Consider the following 19,369-nt stretch of genomic DNA (forward strand, 5'->3'; position numbering starts at 1 on the left):
TCCTACAGCATGCGGTAGGCCCTTCCGGCTGTCACAGCCTGCCGACAGTGCTAAGGTTCTGCCTTGGCTTTTGTACTTTTCCAAGGAAGCTTTTATGCCGGACGCCTCGTCCCTCAACGCTGCATTCATGGTGGTTCAGAGCAATAGCCTGGACGAGCTGCGCAGCCTGGTGGTCAGCATCATGCGGCGCTACCCATTGGCTCCCTTGGAGAACGAAATCGCTCTGGTCCAAAGCAACGGTATCGCCCAATGGCTCAAGCTGGCATTGGCAGAAGATCCTGAAGAGGACGATCTCGGTGGTTGCGGAATAGCCGCTGCCATCGATGTGCAGCTTCCAGGCAGTTTCATGTGGCAGCTCTACCGTATGGTGTTGGGCCGAGACGAAATCCCCGCCACATCCCTGCTCGACAAGGCTCCCCTGACCTGGCGGCTGATGCGCCTGTTGCCGCAAGTGATTGATCGCCCCCATTTCGAACCGCTACAACGCTTCCTCACCCATGACACCGACTTGCGCAAGCGCTACCAGTTGTCCGAGCGCCTGGCAGACCTGTTTGACCAATATCAGGTGTATCGGGCCGACTGGCTCGAAGATTGGGCCGAGGGCCGGCATCAGTTACGTAATGTTCGAGGCGAGATAAAGCCACTGCCTCCAGTCAGTTGCTGGCAGGCTGAGCTGTGGCGTGCTCTTTTGGAAGATGTCGGTGAGCAAGGCATGGCCCAGAGCCGCGCCGGTGTTCATCAACGATTTATCGAGTGCATAAATTCCCTCGAACATGCACCAGCAGGACTACCCTCGCGGGTGATCGTGTTCGGTATATCCTCGTTGCCCGCCCAGGTGCTTGAAGCGTTGGCCGGACTCGCACGTTTCAGTCAGGTGCTGTTGTGTGTACACAACCCTTGCCGACACCACTGGGCCGATATCGTCGCCGACAAGGATCTGCTGCGTCATCAATACAAGCGTCAGAGCCGCAAGAACGGCATGCCGGTCGTACTCGATCCTGAAACGTTGCACCAACATGCTCATCCGCTGCTCGCCGCCTGGGGCAAGCAAGGCCGCGACTATATCAACCTGCTCGACAGTTACGATGACCCCAACAGCTATCGCGCGGCGTTTCGTGACGGGCGCATTGATCTGTTCAGCGAAAATCAGCCACATAACATGCTCAACCAACTTCAGGACGACATCCTCGAGTTGCGGCCACTCAATGAAACGCGTGAGCGCTGGCCTGCCGTTGACTTGACGCAGGATGGGTCGATCCGCTTCCACATAGCCCACAGTGCCCAGCGCGAAGTGGAAATCCTTCACGATCAGTTACTCGCACGCTTCAGCGCCAATCCAGATCTGCGCCCACGAGATGTAATTGTGATGGTGCCGGACATCGACAGCTATGCGCCGCATATCCGGGCGGTGTTCGGACAACTGGATCGACATGATCCACGCTTCATTCCATTTACCTTGGCCGACCAGGGCCAGCGGGGCCGCGATCCGTTGCTGATTGCTGTCGAGCACCTGCTGAAGCTGCCCGATAGTCGTTTCCCGGTGAGCGAGATCCTCGATCTGCTCGACGTCCCTGCGTTGCGCGCCCGATTTGGCGTACAAGAGCGTGATTTGCCTACTCTGCATCGCTGGATCGAAGGAGCAGGCGTGCGCTGGGGAATGAACGCCGGGCAACGTGCCGGCCTGGGCTTGCCGGATGAGCTTGAACAGAACAGCTGGCATTTCGGTTTGCGGCGGATGTTGTTGGGGTACGCAGTTGGCAGCTCCAGCGCCTGTGCCGGTATCGAACCCTACGATGAAATCGGTGGTCTGGATGCTGCGTTGATCGGTCCGTTGGTTGCCCTGCTCGATGCATTGGAACTGGCCCATCACGAACTCACTCAAGTCGCTCAGCCCAAGGTGTGGGGCCAGCGCCTGCAAATCCTGATGCAGCTGTTTTTCAAGGCCAGTAACGAGCACGACGATTATCTGCTCACGCAACTTGAGGAGTTGCGCGAAACCTGGCTGCAGACCTGTGAATCCGTTGGATTGGTCGATGAATTGCCGCTGACGGTGGTTCGTGAAGCCTGGCTCGCGGGGCTGGATCAGGGGCGTCTGTCCCAGCGTTTTCTCGCCGGCGCAGTAAACTTTTGCACGCTGATGCCCATGCGGGCGATCCCGTTCAAGCTTGTCTGTTTGCTGGGGATGAACGATGGCGATTATCCCCGGGCGCAACCCCCGCTGGACTTCGACCTCATGGGCAGTGACTACCGGCCAGGGGACCGTTCCCGGCGTGAAGACGATCGCTATCTGTTGCTCGAGGCGCTCCTGTCTGCGCGCGATCAGCTCTACATCAGTTGGGTCGGACGCAGCATTCGCGACAACAGTGAACGGCCTGCTTCAGTGCTGATCGGGCAGTTGCGCGATCACCTCGCCAGTGGCTGGCGGTCGCTCGATGAGCATCAGGATCTGTTGACCTCCATGACCGAGGAGCACCCCCTGCAACCGTTCAGTTCGCGCTATTTCCATGAAGGCGATCAACTATTCAGTTATGCCCGTGAATGGCAGGTCTTGCACCAGGTGCATGCGCCACAACATGAGATGGAGCTACTCGCGCCCCATGTTCAGGAGGAGCCGCTGAGTCTGGCTCTGCTGCAGGATTTCTTGCGTAACCCGGTCCGGCACTTTTTCACGCAGCGCCTCAAAGTGTACTTCGAGGCCGCCGAGGCGCCCCTGGCTGACGAAGAACCGTTCGTGCTGGACGCATTGCAACGCTACACACTGAGCGACAGCCTGCTCGAAGCCGCACTCCGGCAGCCGGACAATATCAATCGGGCACTCGAAGATCAGGCGCGGCGTTTGCAAAACAGCGGATTGCTGCCCATGGCCGGCTTCGGCGAATGCCTGCAACGAGAGTTGATCGAGCCGTTACCTGACTTGCTGCAACGTTACCAACACCTTCTGGCGTTATGGCCGACACCATTGACCAGCGCGCTCCCGGTCAGTCTTGAGTTGCAGGGCGTGCGTGTTGAAGGCTGGCTCGCCGGTTTGCATCAACGCGCTGACGGTGGCGTGTTGTCGGTCACGACCATTCCCAACAGCATCGGCTCGATCAAAAGTCGGAAATGGCATCGGTTGATCAAGCCGTGGGTCAATCACCTGGTGGCCTGCGCCAGCGGACTTATCCTGACCACGGCACTGGTGGCGAGTGACGATACGCTGCTGCTTGAGCCGACGGAGAAGGACCGAGCGGTTCGTTTTCTGGGTGATCTGCTGCTCGCCTGGCAGGTCGGCATGCGCCAGCCGCTGCCGATCGCGGTCAAGACGGCCTTCGCCTGGCTTGCGCAGACTGATCCGCTCAAGGCTGAGGCGGCTGCCAGAAAAGCCTACGAAGGCGACGGCCAGACCAGTGACGGTGAGCGCCGTGAAAGCCCTGCGCTGTCACGCCAATTCGCTGACTTTGACGCATTGAGTGCCGACGAAACATTCTCCGGTTGGTGCGACGCGTTGTATCGCCCCCTGTTGGAAGCGCCATGGCGCTCGTTGGCCAGCGAAGGGGCACGCGCATGAGTACCAAAACACCGCTGGCTCTGGCCTTCCCGCTGCACGGCAGTCAACTCATCGAAGCCAGTGCGGGTACCGGCAAGACCTTTACCATTTCTGCTCTCTATCTGCGGCTGATCCTTGGCCACGGCGGCGAATCGAGCGGCTTCGGCCGTGAATTGCTGCCCCCGCAGATTCTTGTGGTGACCTTCACCGATGCCGCCACCAAGGAGCTGCGTGAAAGAATCCGTACGCGGCTGGCCGAGGCTGCGCGGTTTTTCCGTGAAGAAACCCCGGCGCCGGATGGCTTGATTGCCGAGCTGCGCGAGCAGTTTGACCCGGCACAATGGCCCGGTTGCGCCAATCGCCTGGACATCGCCGCGCAATGGATGGATGAAGCGGCCGTCTCCACCATCCACAGTTGGTGCCAGCGCATGCTGCGCGAACACGCGTTCGACAGCGGCAGCCTGTTTACCCAGTCCCTGGAAACCGATCACAGCGATCTGCTCGGTGAAGTACTGCGCGATTACTGGCGACTGTTCTGTTACCCGATGCAGGGCGACGCGCTGAACTGGGTTCGCGCTAACTGGGGTGGGCCGGCAGCGTTGTTGCCACGAGTGCGCGGCCTGTTTGGCAGTGAGCGCGACAGTGATGACGGCAAGGTCCCCGCAGAGCTGATCGACGAGTGTCTGCAAGAACGGCGTGCCGCGTTGCTCGAGCTGAAGATGCCGTGGCGTCAGTGGGCCGATGAGCTGCTGGTGATCTGTCACGAAGGCGTTGCGAGCAAAGCCGTCGACGGACGCAAGATGCAGGCGCGCTACTTCGAGCCCTGGTTCGAGAAACTCAAGGCGTGGGCCGAAGACGAGGCTATGGAACAACTGGACATCGGCACCGGTTTCACCCGATTGACCCCTGACGGAATGGCCGAAGCCTGGAAGGGCCAGGCACCGAGTCATCCGGGTCTCGACGCGATGCCGGGGCTCAAGTCGAGCCTCGACGCGCTTCCCACCCCCGATGCCGCCGTATTGCAACATGCGGCGAGATGGGTGGGCGCGCGTTTTGAGGAAGAGAAGCGTCGTCGTGCGGAAATGGGGTTCGACGACATGCTGTTGCGCCTCGATGCGGCGTTGCAATCCGACAGCGGCGAGCGCCTTGCTGCGGTGATCCGCGAGCAGTTTCCGGTTGCTCTGATCGATGAGTTTCAGGACACCGACCCGGTGCAATACCGGATTTTCGAGAGCATCTACCGCATCGAGGACAACAGTCCGGATACCGGTCTGTTCCTGATCGGTGACCCCAAGCAGGCGATCTACGCGTTCCGTGGCGCCGATATCTACACCTACCTGCGTGCGCGTCAGGCCACTGCCGGCCGCCTGCATACGCTGGGCACCAACTTCCGCTCCAGCCATGGCATGGTCAACGCGGTCAATCACGTATTCGAACGCGCCGAGTCCCGCGAGCAGGGACGCGGCGCGTTTTTGTTTCGGGAAAAAACCGGGGAAAACCCGGTGCCGTTCCAGCCTGTTGAGTCTCAGGGGCGTAAAGAGCGGCTGCAGATTGCGGGGCACGATGTCGCGGCACTGAATGTCTGGCACCTGTCGACGGAGCAGCCGCTGTCAGGCGCGGTCTATCGCCAGCAATTGGCGGCGGCCTGTGCCAGCGAAATCACCGCGTTGCTCAATGGCGGGCAAACCGGTGCGGCGGGATTTGTCCGCGACGGAGAAGACTTCATAGGCTTGCGACCCTCTGACATTGCGATTCTGGTACGCGACGGCAAAGAGGCCCAAGCCGTACGCGCAGAACTCGCGGCCCGTGGCGTGCGCAGCGTTTACCTGTCGGACAAGGACTCGGTGTTCGCCGCCCAGGAAGCGCATGACCTGTTCTCCTGGCTCAAGGCCTGCGCGGAGCCGGATGTCGAGCGCTCTCTGAAGGCTGCGCTGGCCTGCATCACCCTCAATCTGCCGTTGGCTGAACTGGAACGATTGAATCAGGACGAGTTGGTCTGGGAAGCCCGGGTCATGCAGTTTCGTGGCTATCGCGAACTGTGGCGCAAGCAAGGTGTGTTGCCGATGTTACGGCGCCTGCTGCACGACTTTCACCTGCCGCAGACCCTGATCGCACGCAGTGATGGCGAGCGGGTACTGACCAACCTTTTGCACTTGTCGGAACTGATGCAGCAGGCTGCCGCTGAGCTTGATGGCGAGCAAGCGCTGATTCGTCATCTGGCCGAGCTTCTGGCGTTGTCCGGTCAGGCCGGCGAAGAGCAGATATTGCGTCTGGAGAGTGACGAGCAACTGGTCAAGGTCGTGACCATTCACAAGTCCAAGGGGCTTGAGTATCCACTGGTGTTCCTGCCGTTCATCTGCTCGGCAAAACCGGTGGATGGCAGTCGCTTGCCGCTGCATTACCACGATGCCTCCGGCGAAGCCCAGGTGACACTGAAGCCGACCGCCGAATTGATCGCCCTGGCGGATGACGAGCGTCTGGCCGAGGACCTGCGTCTGCTCTACGTCGCCCTGACTCGCGCGCAACATGCCTGCTGGCTGGGTGTCACGGACCTCAAACGCGGTAATAACAACGGTTCGGTGCTTCATCTTTCGGCGCTTGGCTATCTGCTGGGTGGCGGCGCAAGGCTGGATGAGTCAACCGGTCTGAGCCGCTGGCTGCAGGATTTGCAGCAGAACTGCACGGCCATCAGCTTGGGGGAGTTGCCTCAAGCCACTCAGGAGATCTACCGGCCCGAGCGTAACGAAGCGATCCTCAGCGCTACATTGGTGCCCAAGCGCAAGGCCAGCGAAAACTGGTGGATTGCCTCTTACAGTGCTTTGCGCATCAGTGACGTATTGAGCCTGGGCAGCGATGAGGCGCCGGACAGTCCACAAGCGCAAAAGCTGTTTGATGATGAGCGTCTCAACCCGGATGCGCCACGCGAGATCGTCGCCGGTGGCGCCGATATTCATCGTTTTCCTCGCGGTCCGAATCCGGGAACCTTTCTTCATGGTCTGCTCGAATGGGCCGGAGACGAAGGTTTTGCCGTTCCTTTTGAAACGCTCAAGGATGCGATTGGCCGGCGCTGCAACCTGCGTGGTTGGGAGGGGTGGATCACCACCCTGAGTGACTGGCTGCAACACTTGCTCAAGTCGTCGCTGCCAGCAGGTGGCGGACAGCCTCCGGTGGTTCTCGAGCAACTGAAACAGTACCGCGTCGAGATGGAGTTCTGGTTCGCCAGCCACAAGGTCGATGTTCTCAAACTCGATGAGTGGGTGCGCCAGTACACCCACAACGGTGTGGCACGAGTAGCCGCCGAGCCAGTACAGCTCAACGGCATGTTCAAAGGCTTCATCGACCTGACCTTCGAACATGAAGGGCGCTACTACGTGGCCGACTACAAATCCAACTGGCTGGGTGTCGACGATGCGGCCTATACCGAGCAAGCCATGGAGCGCTCGATTCTCGACAACCGTTATGACCTGCAATACGTGTTGTATCTGCTGGCGTTGCATCGACAACTGAAGGCGCGGTTGCCTGACTACGATTACGATCGGCATGTCGGTGGTGCGTTGTATGTGTTTCTGCGCGGGACCCGGGCAGACAGTCGCGGGGTGTATTTTGCGCGGCCGCCGCGCGAACTGATCGAGCGCCTGGATCGTCTTTTCCAGGGTAAGCCGGAACCCAAGGCCGAACCCGCATGGGAACAGGGAGTCCTGCTATGAGCCGTACCTTCGCCGATCTGTCATCGGCTATCGACAACCCGTCGAGCCTGGCGCCACTGACCAGTGCCTCGGATCTGCTGATCTTGCTTGGTCGCTGGGTCGAGCGAGGCTGGCTTCGTTCGCTGGACAAGGCCTTTATCAGTTTTCTGTACGAACTCGCACCCCAGTCCGATCCACTGGTGTTGCTCGCTGCCGCACTGACCAGCCATCAACTGGGTCACGGACATGTCTGCCTCGACCTGTTCGAAACCCTCAAGGCCCCGGATTTCGCCCTGTCTTTACCTCCTGAAGGCGATGAGCAAAGTGATGTCTTGCTCCTGCCGTCGCAGCTGCTTGAAACGCTGGATGGCGCCCATTGGTGCAAGGTGCTGGCGAGCAGCGCTCTGGTTGCACTGGCTGCGGACAATAGCGAAGCGGCGCATCAGCGACCGTTGGTGCTGTCCGGCAAGCGTCTGTACCTGCGGCGCTACTGGGCCTATGAGCGGCGTATCGATGCGGCGTTACGCACACGTCTGGCCCAAGGCGAAACGCCGCCGGATGACTTGCCCCAGCGTCTCGATGAATTGTTCGGCCCCGCCAGGCCCGGAGCAGTGATCGACTGGCAGAAACTCGCCTGCGCGCTTGCCACTCGGGGAGCCTTCAGCATCATCACGGGCGGCCCGGGAACTGGCAAAACCACCACGGTGGTGCGTCTGCTCGCGCTGCTTCAGGCGCCGGCGGTGGAAGCCGGTCAGCCGTTGCGCATTCGTCTGGCGGCGCCCACGGGCAAGGCTGCTGCGAGGTTGACCGAGTCCATCAGCCAGCAAGTGCAGTCGCTGCAAGTCACCGAAGACGTGCGCGAGAAGATCCCCTGCGACGTGACCACTGTCCATCGTTTGTTGGGCAGCCGGCCCGGCACCCGACACTTCCGCCACCATGCCGGCAACCGCTTGCCGCTGGACGTGCTGGTGGTCGATGAAGCTTCCATGATCGACCTGGAAATGATGGCTAACCTGCTCGATGCGTTGCCGGCGCATGCGCGTCTGGTGTTGCTCGGTGACAAGGATCAACTCGCCTCCGTAGAGGCCGGGGCGGTGCTCGGCGATCTGTGCCGCGATGCCGAGGCAGGCTGGTACAACCCGCAGACCCGGCGGTGGCTGGAGTCGGTCAGTGGTGAGTCATTACAGGACAGTGGCCTGCACGAGGACCACGACGGCTCGCATCCTTTGGCTCAGCAACTGGTGATGCTGCGCCATTCCCGACGCTTCGGTGAAGGCAGCGGCATCGGTCAGCTGGCGCGGCGGGTCAATCAGCAGTTGCCGGAGGAGGCGCGCCAGTTGCTGGCGGCCGGTCACTATGATGACGTGTTTTCCCTGCCGCTCAAGGGCGAACACGATCACACGTTCGAGCGGCTGCTGCTCGACGGTCATGGGGAAGGTCCAAAGGGTTATCGCCACTATCTGAATATCCTGCGCCAACAACGCCCGCCAGCGGAAAGACCGCTGGAGCATCCGGACTGGATCAACTGGGCGCGGGAAGTGCTGCAGGCGTTCGACACCTTCCAGTTGTTGTGTGCTGTGCGCAAGGGGCCTTGGGGCGTTGAAGGGTTGAATCTGCGGATCACCGAAACGCTGGTCAAGGCACGCCTGATCGAGCATGACCAGCAATGGTACGAAGGCCGGCCGGTGCTGATGACGCGCAACGATTACGGTCTGGGTCTGATGAACGGCGATATTGGCATTGCCCTCAAGTTGCCCGAGCGCGAAGGCCCGGACGCCGGCAAACCGGTGCTGCGCGTGGCCTTTCCGCGTAACGACGGGCAGGGCGGTGTGCGTTTCGTGCTGCCGAGCCGGCTCAACGATGTGGAAACGGTGTACGCGATGACGGTGCACAAATCCCAGGGCTCCGAGTTCGCCCACACCGCGCTGATCCTGCCGGATGCCTTGAATCCGGTGTTGACCAAGGAATTGATCTATACCGGTATTACCCGGGCCAAACACTGGTTCACTTTGATCGAACCCCGGGCTGGCGTGTTTGAAGAGGCGGTGCAGCGCAAGGTCAAGCGCCTGAGCGGATTGATGCTGGAACTGGAGGAAGGTGGCGAGGTTCGGGAATGAAATAGCCTGATGTTCGGTGCCGATTACTGACCAACTGGTCAGCAGCTGCTGTCTCGCTGGTGTTACTCCGCTGTGCTATCGTTGCGGCATCATTTCGGTACGATCCAAGAGAATCCCTGCATGAAGGTGGCTGTCTGGGCGACAGAGCGCGTGGTTCGCTGCAAGCACGCATTGCTTGTCGGTCTGCTCTGTTTGCTGACCGGCGCCGCCATGGCGCAGGCACAGACGCCGGTGGGCATGGCCGAGCAGCGCGCCCAGTCGGTGACGCAGGTTGTGCTGGGCATCCTCAGTTACGCGCGCTGGCCGGTGGAACCCGCACAATTGCGCCTGTGCATCGTCGGCCCCACCGAATACACCGATGACCTGGTCAAAGGCACTACGCAAGCCACCGGTCGTCCGGTCGCTGTGCGCCGACTGCTGGCCGACAACCCGGCGATCGTCAGCGAATGCGATGCGGTGTACATCGGCAAACTCACCGCAGATGAACGCAGTCGGCTGTTCACCTCATTGATCGGCCATCCGGTGCTGAGCATCAGCGAAGGGGGCGATCAGTGCACGGTCGGCAGCCTGTTCTGCCTGCGGGTCGGCGATCAGCAGGTTTCCTTCGAGGTCAATCTCGACTCCGTCGCCCGCAGCGGTGTACGCATCCACCCGAGCGTACTGCAGTTGTCGCGCCGCAAACCGGCGGCACCATGAAGCTGTTTCGTTCCAGGAGCCGCCCGACACTGGGCTCGGTCATCGGCCGCGGCCATTTGATTGTCGCGCTGGTGGCCGTGACGATGGCCAGCGTGTCGCTGACCCTGCTGGGCGTTCTCGCGCTGCGGGTGTACGCCGATCACAACCTGCATCTGATTGCACGTTCGATCAGCTACACCGTGGAAGCGGCGGTGGTGTTCAACGATAAGGACGCCGCCACCGAAGCGCTGGCCTTGATCGCGTCCACCGAAGAGGTGGCGGATGCCCAGGTGTTCGACACACAGGGGCAGTTGCTGGCGCGTTGGCAGCGGCCCGAAAACGGTCTGTTTTCCCAACTGGAAATGCAGGCTGCCCGGACCATTCTGGAAAAGCCGATCAGCCTGCCGATCGTGCATCAGGATCGTGAAATCGGACGCATCCTGCTGGTCGGTCACGGCGGTAGCCTGATGCGCTTCTTGCTCAGCGGTCTGGCGGGGATCATTCTCTGCACCGCAATCAGTGCCTGGGTCGCGCTGTATCTGGCGCGCCGACAGCTGCGCAGCATTACCGGCCCGCTTCGCAGCCTCGCGGCGGTGGCCCACGCTGCCCGCAGCGAGCGAGCACTGGATCGCCGGGTACCGCCGGCGCAGATCGCCGAGCTCGACAACCTCGGCAACGACTTCAATGCCCTGCTCGATGAACTCGAATCCTGGCAGACCCATCTGCAAAGCGAGAACGAAACCCTCGCCCATCAGGCCAGCCACGACAGCCTCACCGGTTTGCCCAACCGGGCGTTTTTCGAGGGGCGATTGATTCGCGCCTTGCGCAACGCCGGCAAGCTCAATGAGCGGGTGGCGGTGCTGTTTCTCGACAGCGACCGCTTCAAAGGCATCAATGACAACTTCGGTCACGCCGCTGGCGACGCGGTGCTGGTGGCGGTCGCCAATCGGATCCGCGCGCAACTGCGTGAAGAGGATCTGGTGGCGCGGCTCGGCGGCGACGAGTTCGCCGTACTGCTCGCGCCGCTGCACAAGATCGAGGACGCCGAGCGCATTGCTGACAAGATTCTCGCCAGCATGGACATGCCCATCGCGCTGCCGGGCGACACCAGTGTGGTGACGTCGCTCAGTATCGGCATTGCGGTTTTCCCCGATCATGGCGCCACGCCAGGTGCTTTGCTCAACGCCGCCGACGCCGCGATGTATCAGGCCAAGCGCCTGTCGCGTGGCGCTCAATTCACTGCCGGGTCGGAGAGCCCGGTCGTCAATCTGCAAACCAGGAGCTGATTCCGTGTTCACATTTCCCGCTCGACTGTTTTCCGCCTTGCTGATGATCGCCGTACTGGCGCTGACCGGGTGCCAGACCGCACCGCAAAAAGGCCTGACCCCGGCGCAGATCGCCGTACTCAAACAACAAGGCTTCGAAGCGACCGACGAGGGCTGGGAGTTTGGCCTGTCCGGCAAAGTGCTGTTTGGCAGCGATATCGAAAGCCTGAACAACCAGAGCACCGAAATCGTCGAGCGCATCGGCAAGGCACTGCTCGGCGTCGGTATCGAGCGGGTGCGGGTCGACGGTCATACCGATGCCTCGGGCAAGGAAACCTACAACCAGCAACTGTCGCTGCGTCGGGCCAAAAGCGTGGCCAAAGTGCTGACCACCGTCGGCATGAAGGAAGAGAACATTCAGCTGCGCGGACTGGGCAGCAGCGAGCCGGTGGCGTCCAATGACACTGCCGCCGGACGCACCGAAAATCGCCGGGTGTCGATTGTGGTCAGCGCCGATTAATCGGCAAACCGCATCTCGCGGGTCTGCCCCATCAGCAGACCCTGATTACGCTCGGTCACCTCACGGATGTAATCCCACAACAGGGTGATCCGCTTCAACTTGCGCAAGTCCTCCCGGCAGTACATCCAGAACTGTCGGGTGATGTCGATTTCTTCGGGCAGCACCGGCAGCAGGCGCGGATCCTGCGCCGCGAGGAAGCACGGCAGAATCGCCAGTGAACGCCCTTGCTGCGCCGCGACGAACTGCGCGATGACGCTGGTGCTGCGCAGGTTTGCGCTGGCGCCGGGCAGCACATTCGCCAGGTACAGCAGCTCCGAACTGAACGCCAGGTCATCCACATAACTGATGAATTGATGCTTGCCCAAATCGGCCGGGCGGCGGATCGGTGGGTGTTGGTCGAGGTAGTCCTGGGTTGCGTACAGCTGCAAGCGGTAGTCGCAGAGTTTGCAGCACACGTACGGGCCGTGCTCCGGGCGTTCCAAAGCGATGACGATATCGGCCTCGCGCTTGGACAGGCTGATGAAGTGCGGCAGCGGCAGGATGTCCACCGAGATCGCTGGGTAGGCGTCGACGAAGTGGCTCAGCTGCGGGGTGATGAAAAAACTGCCGAAACCTTCGGTGCAGCCCATGCGTACATGCCCGGAAAGTGCCACACCAGAGCCCGAGACCTGCTCGCAAGCCATGTGCAACGTGCTTTCAATCGACTCGGCATAGCCCAGCAAACGCAGGCCTTCAGTGGTCAGGACAAAACCGCTGGTGCGCGATTTTTCGAACAGCAACGTACCCAATGCCGCTTCCAGCGAACTGATGCGCCGCGACACGGTGGTGTAGTCGACGGCGAGCCGTTTGGCCGCGGTGCTGGCCTTGCGGGTGCGGGCGACTTCGAGGAAAAACTTCAGGTCGTCCCAGTTCAGCGACCCCAAGGAGGTGATGTTTTTTTGCATGATGGACGGGCTTATATGTGCGTTCTTATTAGAAGTTTGCACATCTATACTCCAAAAACAGTCCGACAACCAATTCGTGACACACGCCTCATCTCAAGGCGAACCCTTTCGCCTTGGCTCCTACGATAAAAACAAGTTTCGGAGACCAGCATGAACGCATCGCTTACGCCCAACGAAACCACGGTCCAGAAGGTCAAGTTGCTGATCGACGGCGAGTGGGTCGAATCGCAGACCACCGAGTGGCACGACATCGTCAACCCGGCGACCCAGCAAGTGCTGGCCAAGGTTCCGTTCGCCACTGCCGCTGAAGTCGACGCCGCCATCAGTGCCGCGCACCGCGCGTTCCAGACCTGGAAACTGACCCCGATCGGCGCGCGGATGCGCATCATGCTCAAGCTGCAGGCACTGATCCGCGAGCACTCCAAGCGCATCGCCGTAGTGCTGAGCGCCGAGCAGGGCAAGACTATTGCCGACGCCGAGGGCGATATTTTCCGTGGCCTGGAAGTGGTCGAACACGCCTGTTCCATCGGCACCCTGCAAATGGGCGAGTTCGCCGAAAACGTGGCCGGCGGCGTCGATACCTACACCCTGCGCCAGCCAATCGGCGTGTGCGCCGGCATCACCCCGTTCAACTTCCCGGCGATGATTCCGCTGTGGATGTTCCCGATGGCGATCGCCTGCGGCAACACTTTCGTCCTGAAGCCTTCGGAACAGGATCCGCTGTCGACCATGCTGCTGGTGGAGCTGGCGATTGAGGCGGGCGTTCCGGCGGGCGTGCTCAACGTCGTGCACGGTGGCAAGGACGTCGTCGATGGCCTGTGCACCCACAAGGACATCAAAGCCGTATCGTTCGTTGGTTCGACCGCCGTCGGTACGCACGTTTACGACCTGGCCGGCAAGCACGGCAAGCGCGTGCAATCGATGATGGGTGCGAAGAACCATGCCGTGGTGCTGCCGGACGCCAACCGCGAGCAAGCGCTGAATGCCTTGGTCGGCGCCGGTTTCGGTGCGGCAGGGCAACGCTGCATGGCCACCTCGGTGGTGGTGCTGGTTGGTGCGGCGAAACAATGGCTGCCGGATCTGAAAGCGCTGGCGCAGAAACTCAAGGTCAACGCCGGCAGCGAGGCGGGCACCGATGTCGGCCCGGTGATCTCGAAGAAAGCCAAGGCGCGGATTCTCGATCTGATCGAAAGCGGCATCAAGGAAGGCGCCAAGCTTGAACTCGATGGTCGCGACATCAAGGTGCCGGGCTACGAACAAGGCAACTTCGTCGGCCCGACCCTGTTCTCGGGCGTGACCACTGACATGCAGATCTATACCCAGGAAATCTTCGGCCCGGTGCTGGTGGTGCTGGAAGTCGACACCCTCGATCAGGCCATCGCACTGGTCAACGCCAACCCGTTCGGCAACGGCACGGGCCTGTTCACCCAGAGCGGTGCGGCGGCGCGCAAATTCCAGACGGAAATCGACGTCGGCCAGGTCGGCATCAACATCCCGATTCCAGTGCCGGTGCCGTTCTTCAGCTTCACCGGTTCCCGTGGTTCGAAACTCGGCGACCTCGGTCCGTACGGCAAGCAAGTGGTGCAGTTCTACACCCAGACCAAAACGGTTACAGCGCGCTGGTTCGATGACGACAGCGTCAACGACGGCGTGAACACCACCATCAACCTGCGCTGAGGACTGGCCATGAAAATCGCATTTATCGGTCTGGGCAACATGGGCGCGCCGATGGCGCGCAACCTGATCAAGGCCGGCCATTCACTGAATCTGGTCGACCTGAACAAGACGGTGCTGGCGGAGCTTGAGCAACTGGGCGGCACTATCCGCGCCTCGGCCCGTGAGGCCGCCGAAGACGCCGAGCTGGTGATCACCATGCTCCCGGCGGCGGTGCATGTGCGCAGCGTCTGGCTCGGTGAGGACGGTGTGCTCGCCGGTATCGGCAAAGGTGTGCCGGCGGTGGATTGCAGCACCATCGATCCGCAGACCGCCCGCGATGTGGCCGCCGCTGCTGCCAAACAAGGCGTGGCCATGGCTGATGCACCGGTCTCCGGCGGCACTGGCGGCGCGACCGCCGGCACGCTGACCTTCATGGTCGGCGCCACTCCGGAACTGTTCGTCACCCTGCAACCGGTGCTGGCGCAGATGGGCCGCAACATCGTGCATTGCGGCGAAGTCGGCACCGGGCAGATCGCCAAGATCTGTAACAACCTGCTGCTGGCGATCTCGATGGTCGGCGTCAGCGAAGCCATGGCGCTGGGCGATGCACTGGGGATCGACACCTCGGTGCTGGCCGGGATCATCAACAGCTCGACCGGGCGTTGCTGGAGTTCGGAAATGTACAACCCGTGGCCGGGCATCGTCGAAACGGCGCCGGCCTCGCGCGGTTATACCGGTGGGTTTGGTGCCGAACTGATGCTCAAGGATCTGGGGCTGGCGACCGAAGCAGCGCGTCAGGCGCATCAACCGGTGGTGCTCGGCGCGGTGGCGCAGCAGTTGTATCAGGCGATGAGCCAGCGCGGGGAGGGTGGCAAGGACTTCTCGGCGATTATCAACAGCTATCGCAAGCCACAGTAACTTGGACATCAATACTTTTTGTGGCAACGGAGACTTTGTGGTGAGGGGATTTATCCCCGATCGACTGTGTAGCAGTCGCAACCACTGAGCCTGCGTTTCAACTGACACAATGCGGGGGGGCGCTTTGCGCCCATCGGGGATAAATCCCCTCGCCACAAATCTCACAGGCGCCACAACCATGGCGTCAGCCAGAATGCAGTAGGTGTTGCCGGGAAATCACGTCGGGTGGTTTCCCGGCTTTTTTTGCATCAGGCGAAGACGAAATATTTGCGTACGGTCTCGACCACTTCCCAGGTGCCTTTCATCCCCGGTTCAACCACGAAGATGTCGCCGGCTCGCAGGTGGATTGGCGCCATGCCGTCCGGGGTGATGATGCAGTAGCCTTCCTGGAAGTGGCAGTACTCCCACTTCACATAATCGACCCGCCACTTGCCCGGGGTGCAGATCCAGGTGCCCATGATCTTGCTGCCGTCTTCGCTGGTGTAAGCGTTGAGGTTGACGGTGTGCGGGTCACCTTCGAGTTTTTCCCATTTGCAGGCATCGAGTACCGGCAGCGGGTGGGTGTCGCGCAGAACGGTGATGGGGGCGGTCGCGGTCATGAGAACTCCGGGCAGTGGGCGGATGGCAAAGAAACCAACTCGCACCCTATAGCGCCCGGTTGCCGCTCAGTTGTCTGTGCTCGACATCGAGCTGCTCAGAAACGCGCAAACCGTCAAAGGTTTTCCAGCGGGCATTCGACCCGCGCCCGTTCAAGGTCGATTTCGAAACCTTCCAGTTGCGCGTATTGCCGCGTCAGCTCAGCGATGCTGCTGTTGATCTCGCGTTTTTTTGCCTCGATAGCCTGTTGGGCCAGATCCCATGGCATGGCCTCGCCATGATGCGCGGCAAAAATCGTCTGCAATTCCCGGAGCCTGAAGCCCATCTCTTTTGCGCATTTGATGAAGATCAGCAGTTCGATGCTTTGTTGGTCGTAGAGGCGATATTTACCTTGGCGCCGGGGCGTGGGCAGCAAACCGATCGACTCGTAGTGGCGAATGCTTTTGATGGTGGTGCCGGCACGTTGCGCGGCTTGGCCGATGTACATAAAAGTCCTTTTTCAATGTGAATCCGTGCGGCGCATTATCGGCAGACTTAGCGGCGGGCGATAGCGTGCGCCTGTTGCAGCCAGCGCTGGCGCTGCCGGTCGCTGGACTCAAGCAGCGGGCCGAAGGTCAGCGTGCGCAGGGGGTTGATACCACAGAACTGCAGGGTGGTCTTGCGCACCTGATGCAGTCCCGGCATCCGGTAGATCCAGCGGTAATACCAGAGTGGCGTGTCCATCGTCACCAGCAAATGCGCGGTGCGCCCCTTGAGCAACTGATCGGGAAAGGGTTTGCCTTTTCGGTATTTGAAAGCGAATCCCGGCAGCAACACCCGATCAAAAAAACCTTTGAGCAGCGCTGGAATGCCGCCCCACCAGATCGGGTAGACCAGCGTCAGATGTTCGGCCCAAAGGATGTCGGATTGCGCGCGGCTCAAGTCTTCTTCCAGCGCTTGAACCTGTTGATACCCCTGGCGCAACACCGGGTCAAAAGCCATCTCTCCCAGGCGTAGCTGACGCACCTGGTGTCCGGCATCGAGCGCTGATTGTGCATAGCGCTCGGCGAGTGCGGCGCAGAAGCTCGTCGCGCCGGGATGGCCGAGAATCAGCAGAATGCGTTTGCCCATGGTCATGCTCCTTGCCGTTGAACGCCAAGGATGAAGTCTGCCCCTCAGGGGAGAGTCAAGGCTTGCAGCAAGGCTTTGGCATAACCGGGCAGGGCGCTGAAATCCCGGGCGCAGAGCATCAGCGTGCGGCGCGCCCATGGCTCGTTGAGGGTGATGCTGTTGAATGAGCGCGGCGTCGCGCGTTCAATGGCCGCCAGCGGCACGATGGCGAGGCCGGCGCCTCGGGCGACCATGCGCAGCACCCCTTCGAAACCGTCGGCGCGGATCCGCACCTGCATGCGCGAGCCGCTGTGCAGCGCCTGTTCTTCGAGGTAGATCGCCAGCGCGCTGTCGGTGCTCAGGCCGACAAAATCGTGATGCAGGGCGTCGCTGAAGCTGACTTCGGCGGCGTTGGCCAGTGGATGTTCCCGCGGCACGATCAGCACTAACGGATCATCGCGAAAGGGCTGAGTCTGTAAATCGGAGGTGTCCACTGCATCGGAGACGATGCCGATATCGGCTGCGCCCTGGCGCAAGGCGTGGATGATGCGGGCGCTGGGCAGTTCCTGCAGATCGATGTCGAGGTTGGGATGCTCGCGCAAAAAGTCCGCGAGCACTTCCGGCAGGTATTCGGTGATCGCCGTGGTGTTGCACAACAGTCGCACCTGTCCTTTGACGCCCTGCGCGTAGTCGGCCAGATCCTGCTGCATGCGTTCGGCCTGTTGCAGGAGGATGCGCGCGTGGTGGGCCAGTGCCTTGCCAGCGGGCGTCGGGCTCACGCCACGGCGGCCGCGATGCAGGAACTCGGTGCCCAGCGAGGCTTCCATGGCGCGAATGCGCGCACTGGCGGCGGCGAGCGAAAGATGGCTGCGGGCGGCGCCGGCGGTGATGTTGCCGGTGTCGAGGATGTGCAGGTAGAGGCGCAGGTCGGTGAGGTCGAAGTGCATGGGGCCGCCTGTGGTTGTTGTGGTGTCTGGGCGGGCCTCTTCGCGAGCAAGCCCGCTCCCACAGTGGATCAGTGGTGAATCCAAAACTGTGGGAGCGGGCTTGCTCGCGAAGGGGCCATCAGCCGCAACGCAATTAACAGCCTCTTGTACCGGCAGAGGCAGCCTCAGTATATGGCAGATTTTCAACGCACCCGCCAAAGCGCACAGTAGCGCCATGAACGCATTTGCAGACTTCTATCAAAACCTCGGCTTGGCTCTGTCCCTGCTGGTCATCGCCACTTTCATCATGGCCGGGCTGGTCAAAGGCGTGATCGGCCTCGGTCTGCCCACCGTCGCCATGGGCCTGCTCGGTCTGGCTATGGCGCCGTCACAGGCAGCCGCGTTGCTGATCATTCCGGCGACGCTGACCAATGTCTGGCAATTGGCGTTCGGCGGGCATCTGAAAGGGCTGCTCAAACGCCTGTGGCCGCTGTTGCTGATGATCTTCCTCGGCACCGCCGTCGGCACGTTGTCGATCGGCATGGTAGGCGGGCATTGGGTGGTGCGTGGGCTGGGCGCGGCGTTGCTGCTGTATGCGTTGAGCGGGTTGTTGCTGCCAACGCTGCAGGTCAATCCCCGGCATGAACCGTGGCTCGGCCCGCTGTGCGGGCTGATCACCGGGGTTATCACTTCGGCCACCGGTGTGTTCGTTATTCCGGCGGTGCCGTACCTGCAGGCGCTGGGTTTGAGTCGCGATGAGCTGGTGCAGGCGCTGGGCCTGTCGTTCACCGTGTCGACCTTGGCGCTAGCCGGCGGCCTGTTCTGGCGTGGCGCACTGGGCAGTGGCGAATTGAGTGCGTCGCTGCTGGTGCTGATCCCGGCGATGCTGGGCATGGGGTTCGGCCAATGGCTGCGTCAGCGCATCAGTGCCGTGCTGTTCAAGCGAGTATTTTTCGTCGGACTGGGCGCGCTCGGCGCCCATCTGCTGATCAGCGGCTAGCCGACGAGGCGCTGAGCATCTCGATCCGGCGGATATCGAAATCGCGCTCCAGATACGTCATGCGGTTGTCGAAAAACTCGCGCATGTGCGGCAGGTTCGAATGCACGTCGAGGTGCGCCTGGCTTTCCCAGATCTCGTAAAAGATGAACAGCGTCGGGTCTTCCTTGTCGCGCAGCATGTGGTACTCGATGCAGCCTGGCTCGGCTCGGCTCGGCTCGACATAGGCGCGAAACAGCGCTTCGAAAGTCTCGGCTTTTTCCGGGCGGGTCTTGGCATGCAGGATGAAACCGTGGCGTTCACTCATCGAAACAACTCCTCAAATGCAGATGGCCGGGAATGCTATTGCAACAATCGGCATTCGATTCGTGCTTTTTGATCAAATGTATTTTGCGCCGACGCGGCTTATTCCGCGCGAGATGGATGGTTAACCTGCCGCCATTCGTTTTCCCA

Annotated in this window: 15 protein-coding genes; 9 read left to right on the forward strand and 6 right to left on the reverse strand. The window is 61.3% G+C overall.

Going from position 1 to position 19,369, the window contains the following annotated elements; genetic code table 11:
• The first annotated feature begins 94 nt into the window (after positions 1 to 94).
• The 6 genes from recC to KCG87_RS25355 all read left to right on the forward strand — a co-directional run bounded on the left by recC (position 95) and on the right by KCG87_RS25355 (position 11,789).
• Complete coding sequence (recC, locus tag KCG87_RS25330) at positions 95 to 3,547, forward strand: exodeoxyribonuclease V subunit gamma (RefSeq protein WP_210559099.1); 3,453 nt, start codon at positions 95 to 97, stop codon at positions 3,545 to 3,547.
• Positions 3,544 to 7,233, forward strand: coding sequence for an exodeoxyribonuclease V subunit beta (recB, locus tag KCG87_RS25335; RefSeq protein ID WP_210559100.1), 3,690 nt, complete (start codon positions 3,544 to 3,546; stop codon positions 7,231 to 7,233). Before recC ends, recB begins: the two co-directional genes overlap by 4 nt.
• The gene (gene recD / locus KCG87_RS25340) at positions 7,230 to 9,329 is read left to right on the forward strand and encodes an exodeoxyribonuclease V subunit alpha (RefSeq protein WP_098967089.1); all 2,100 of its coding nucleotides are present in this window, start codon (positions 7,230 to 7,232) and stop codon (positions 9,327 to 9,329) included. The genes recB and recD overlap by 4 nt, the downstream gene beginning before the upstream one ends.
• Before the next feature lie 120 nt (positions 9,330 to 9,449).
• Positions 9,450 to 10,025 (forward strand): YfiR family protein, encoded by a 576-nt coding sequence (locus KCG87_RS25345; protein WP_027614152.1) that lies wholly within the window; start codon positions 9,450 to 9,452, stop codon positions 10,023 to 10,025.
• Entirely contained in the window at positions 10,022 to 11,290 is a 1,269-nt protein-coding gene (locus KCG87_RS25350; protein ID WP_097090438.1) for a diguanylate cyclase, read from the forward strand. The genes KCG87_RS25345 and KCG87_RS25350 overlap by 4 nt, the downstream gene beginning before the upstream one ends.
• Before the next feature lie 43 nt (positions 11,291 to 11,333).
• Positions 11,334 to 11,789, forward strand: a complete 456-nt coding sequence (locus KCG87_RS25355; protein WP_171061906.1) for an OmpA family protein — start codon at positions 11,334 to 11,336, stop codon at positions 11,787 to 11,789.
• On the opposite strand, the gene KCG87_RS25360 is transcribed toward KCG87_RS25355, so the two are convergent.
• On the reverse strand, positions 11,786 to 12,733 hold the full coding sequence (locus KCG87_RS25360; RefSeq protein WP_098967090.1) for a LysR family transcriptional regulator: 948 nt from the start codon (positions 12,731 to 12,733) through the stop codon (positions 11,786 to 11,788). The two genes, KCG87_RS25355 and KCG87_RS25360, sit on opposite strands and share 4 nt — an antisense overlap.
• Before the next feature lie 150 nt (positions 12,734 to 12,883).
• On the opposite strand from KCG87_RS25360, the gene KCG87_RS25365 reads away from it, so the two are divergent.
• Together KCG87_RS25365 and mmsB are read left to right on the forward strand one after the other, a co-directional pair.
• A complete protein-coding gene (locus KCG87_RS25365; protein WP_007962100.1) occupies positions 12,884 to 14,410 on the forward strand; it encodes a CoA-acylating methylmalonate-semialdehyde dehydrogenase in 1,527 nt (508 codons plus the stop codon).
• A 9-nt stretch (positions 14,411 to 14,419) separates the two neighbouring features.
• Positions 14,420 to 15,307 (forward strand): 3-hydroxyisobutyrate dehydrogenase, encoded by an 888-nt coding sequence (gene mmsB / locus KCG87_RS25370; RefSeq protein ID WP_098967092.1) that lies wholly within the window; start codon positions 14,420 to 14,422, stop codon positions 15,305 to 15,307.
• Positions 15,308 to 15,555: 248 nt separating this feature from the next.
• On the opposite strand, the gene KCG87_RS25375 is transcribed toward mmsB, so the two are convergent.
• The 4 genes from KCG87_RS25375 to KCG87_RS25390 form a co-directional block, all read right to left on the reverse strand.
• Complete coding sequence (locus tag KCG87_RS25375; RefSeq protein WP_003221437.1) at positions 15,556 to 15,906, reverse strand: cupin domain-containing protein; 351 nt, start codon at positions 15,904 to 15,906, stop codon at positions 15,556 to 15,558.
• A 113-nt stretch (positions 15,907 to 16,019) separates the two neighbouring features.
• Positions 16,020 to 16,391 carry a MerR family transcriptional regulator gene (locus KCG87_RS25380; RefSeq protein WP_086793657.1) on the reverse strand — a complete coding sequence of 124 codons (372 nt, stop codon included), beginning with the start codon at positions 16,389 to 16,391 and terminating at the stop codon, positions 16,020 to 16,022.
• Between the two features lie 47 nt (positions 16,392 to 16,438).
• The gene (locus KCG87_RS25385) at positions 16,439 to 17,014 is read right to left on the reverse strand and encodes an NAD(P)H-dependent oxidoreductase (RefSeq protein ID WP_096795292.1); all 576 of its coding nucleotides are present in this window, start codon (positions 17,012 to 17,014) and stop codon (positions 16,439 to 16,441) included.
• Positions 17,015 to 17,058: 44 nt separating this feature from the next.
• Positions 17,059 to 17,940 carry a LysR substrate-binding domain-containing protein gene (locus KCG87_RS25390; protein WP_135294910.1) on the reverse strand — a complete coding sequence of 294 codons (882 nt, stop codon included), beginning with the start codon at positions 17,938 to 17,940 and terminating at the stop codon, positions 17,059 to 17,061.
• A gap of 214 nt (positions 17,941 to 18,154) precedes the next feature.
• Between KCG87_RS25390 and KCG87_RS25395 the strand changes: the two genes are divergently transcribed.
• The gene (locus KCG87_RS25395) at positions 18,155 to 18,919 is read left to right on the forward strand and encodes a sulfite exporter TauE/SafE family protein (RefSeq protein ID WP_210559101.1); all 765 of its coding nucleotides are present in this window, start codon (positions 18,155 to 18,157) and stop codon (positions 18,917 to 18,919) included.
• On the opposite strand, the gene KCG87_RS25400 is transcribed toward KCG87_RS25395, so the two are convergent.
• A complete protein-coding gene (locus KCG87_RS25400) occupies positions 18,909 to 19,223 on the reverse strand; it encodes a putative quinol monooxygenase (RefSeq protein ID WP_210559102.1) in 315 nt (104 codons plus the stop codon). The genes KCG87_RS25395 and KCG87_RS25400 overlap by 11 nt on opposite strands.
• Positions 19,224 to 19,369: the final 146 nt, after the last annotated feature.

The organism is Pseudomonas sp. MWU347 (assembly GCF_017947305.1).
GTDB classification, from domain to species: Bacteria; Pseudomonadota; Gammaproteobacteria; order Pseudomonadales; family Pseudomonadaceae; genus Aquipseudomonas; species Aquipseudomonas putida_A.

What these genes read in the sequence shown, in the direction of transcription:
- recC (WP_210559099.1), top strand. Translation starts at nt 95, where the DNA reads ATGCCGGACGCCTCGTCCCTCAACGCTGCATTCATGGTGGTTCAGAGC.
- recB (WP_210559100.1), top strand. Translation starts at nt 3,544, where the DNA reads ATGAGTACCAAAACACCGCTGGCTCTGGCCTTCCCGCTGCACGGCAGT.
- recD (WP_098967089.1), top strand. Translation starts at nt 7,230, where the DNA reads ATGAGCCGTACCTTCGCCGATCTGTCATCGGCTATCGACAACCCGTCG.
- KCG87_RS25345 (WP_027614152.1), top strand. Translation starts at nt 9,450, where the DNA reads ATGAAGGTGGCTGTCTGGGCGACAGAGCGCGTGGTTCGCTGCAAGCAC.
- KCG87_RS25350 (WP_097090438.1), top strand. Translation starts at nt 10,022, where the DNA reads ATGAAGCTGTTTCGTTCCAGGAGCCGCCCGACACTGGGCTCGGTCATC.
- KCG87_RS25355 (WP_171061906.1), top strand. Translation starts at nt 11,334, where the DNA reads ATGATCGCCGTACTGGCGCTGACCGGGTGCCAGACCGCACCGCAAAAA.
- KCG87_RS25360 (WP_098967090.1), bottom strand. Translation starts at nt 12,733, where the DNA reads ATGCAAAAAAACATCACCTCCTTGGGGTCGCTGAACTGGGACGACCTG.
- KCG87_RS25365 (WP_007962100.1), top strand. Translation starts at nt 12,884, where the DNA reads ATGAACGCATCGCTTACGCCCAACGAAACCACGGTCCAGAAGGTCAAG.
- mmsB (WP_098967092.1), top strand. Translation starts at nt 14,420, where the DNA reads ATGAAAATCGCATTTATCGGTCTGGGCAACATGGGCGCGCCGATGGCG.
- KCG87_RS25375 (WP_003221437.1), bottom strand. Translation starts at nt 15,906, where the DNA reads ATGACCGCGACCGCCCCCATCACCGTTCTGCGCGACACCCACCCGCTG.
- KCG87_RS25380 (WP_086793657.1), bottom strand. Translation starts at nt 16,391, where the DNA reads ATGTACATCGGCCAAGCCGCGCAACGTGCCGGCACCACCATCAAAAGC.
- KCG87_RS25385 (WP_096795292.1), bottom strand. Translation starts at nt 17,014, where the DNA reads ATGGGCAAACGCATTCTGCTGATTCTCGGCCATCCCGGCGCGACGAGC.
- KCG87_RS25390 (WP_135294910.1), bottom strand. Translation starts at nt 17,940, where the DNA reads ATGCACTTCGACCTCACCGACCTGCGCCTCTACCTGCACATCCTCGAC.
- KCG87_RS25395 (WP_210559101.1), top strand. Translation starts at nt 18,155, where the DNA reads ATGAACGCATTTGCAGACTTCTATCAAAACCTCGGCTTGGCTCTGTCC.
- KCG87_RS25400 (WP_210559102.1), bottom strand. Translation starts at nt 19,223, where the DNA reads ATGAGTGAACGCCACGGTTTCATCCTGCATGCCAAGACCCGCCCGGAA.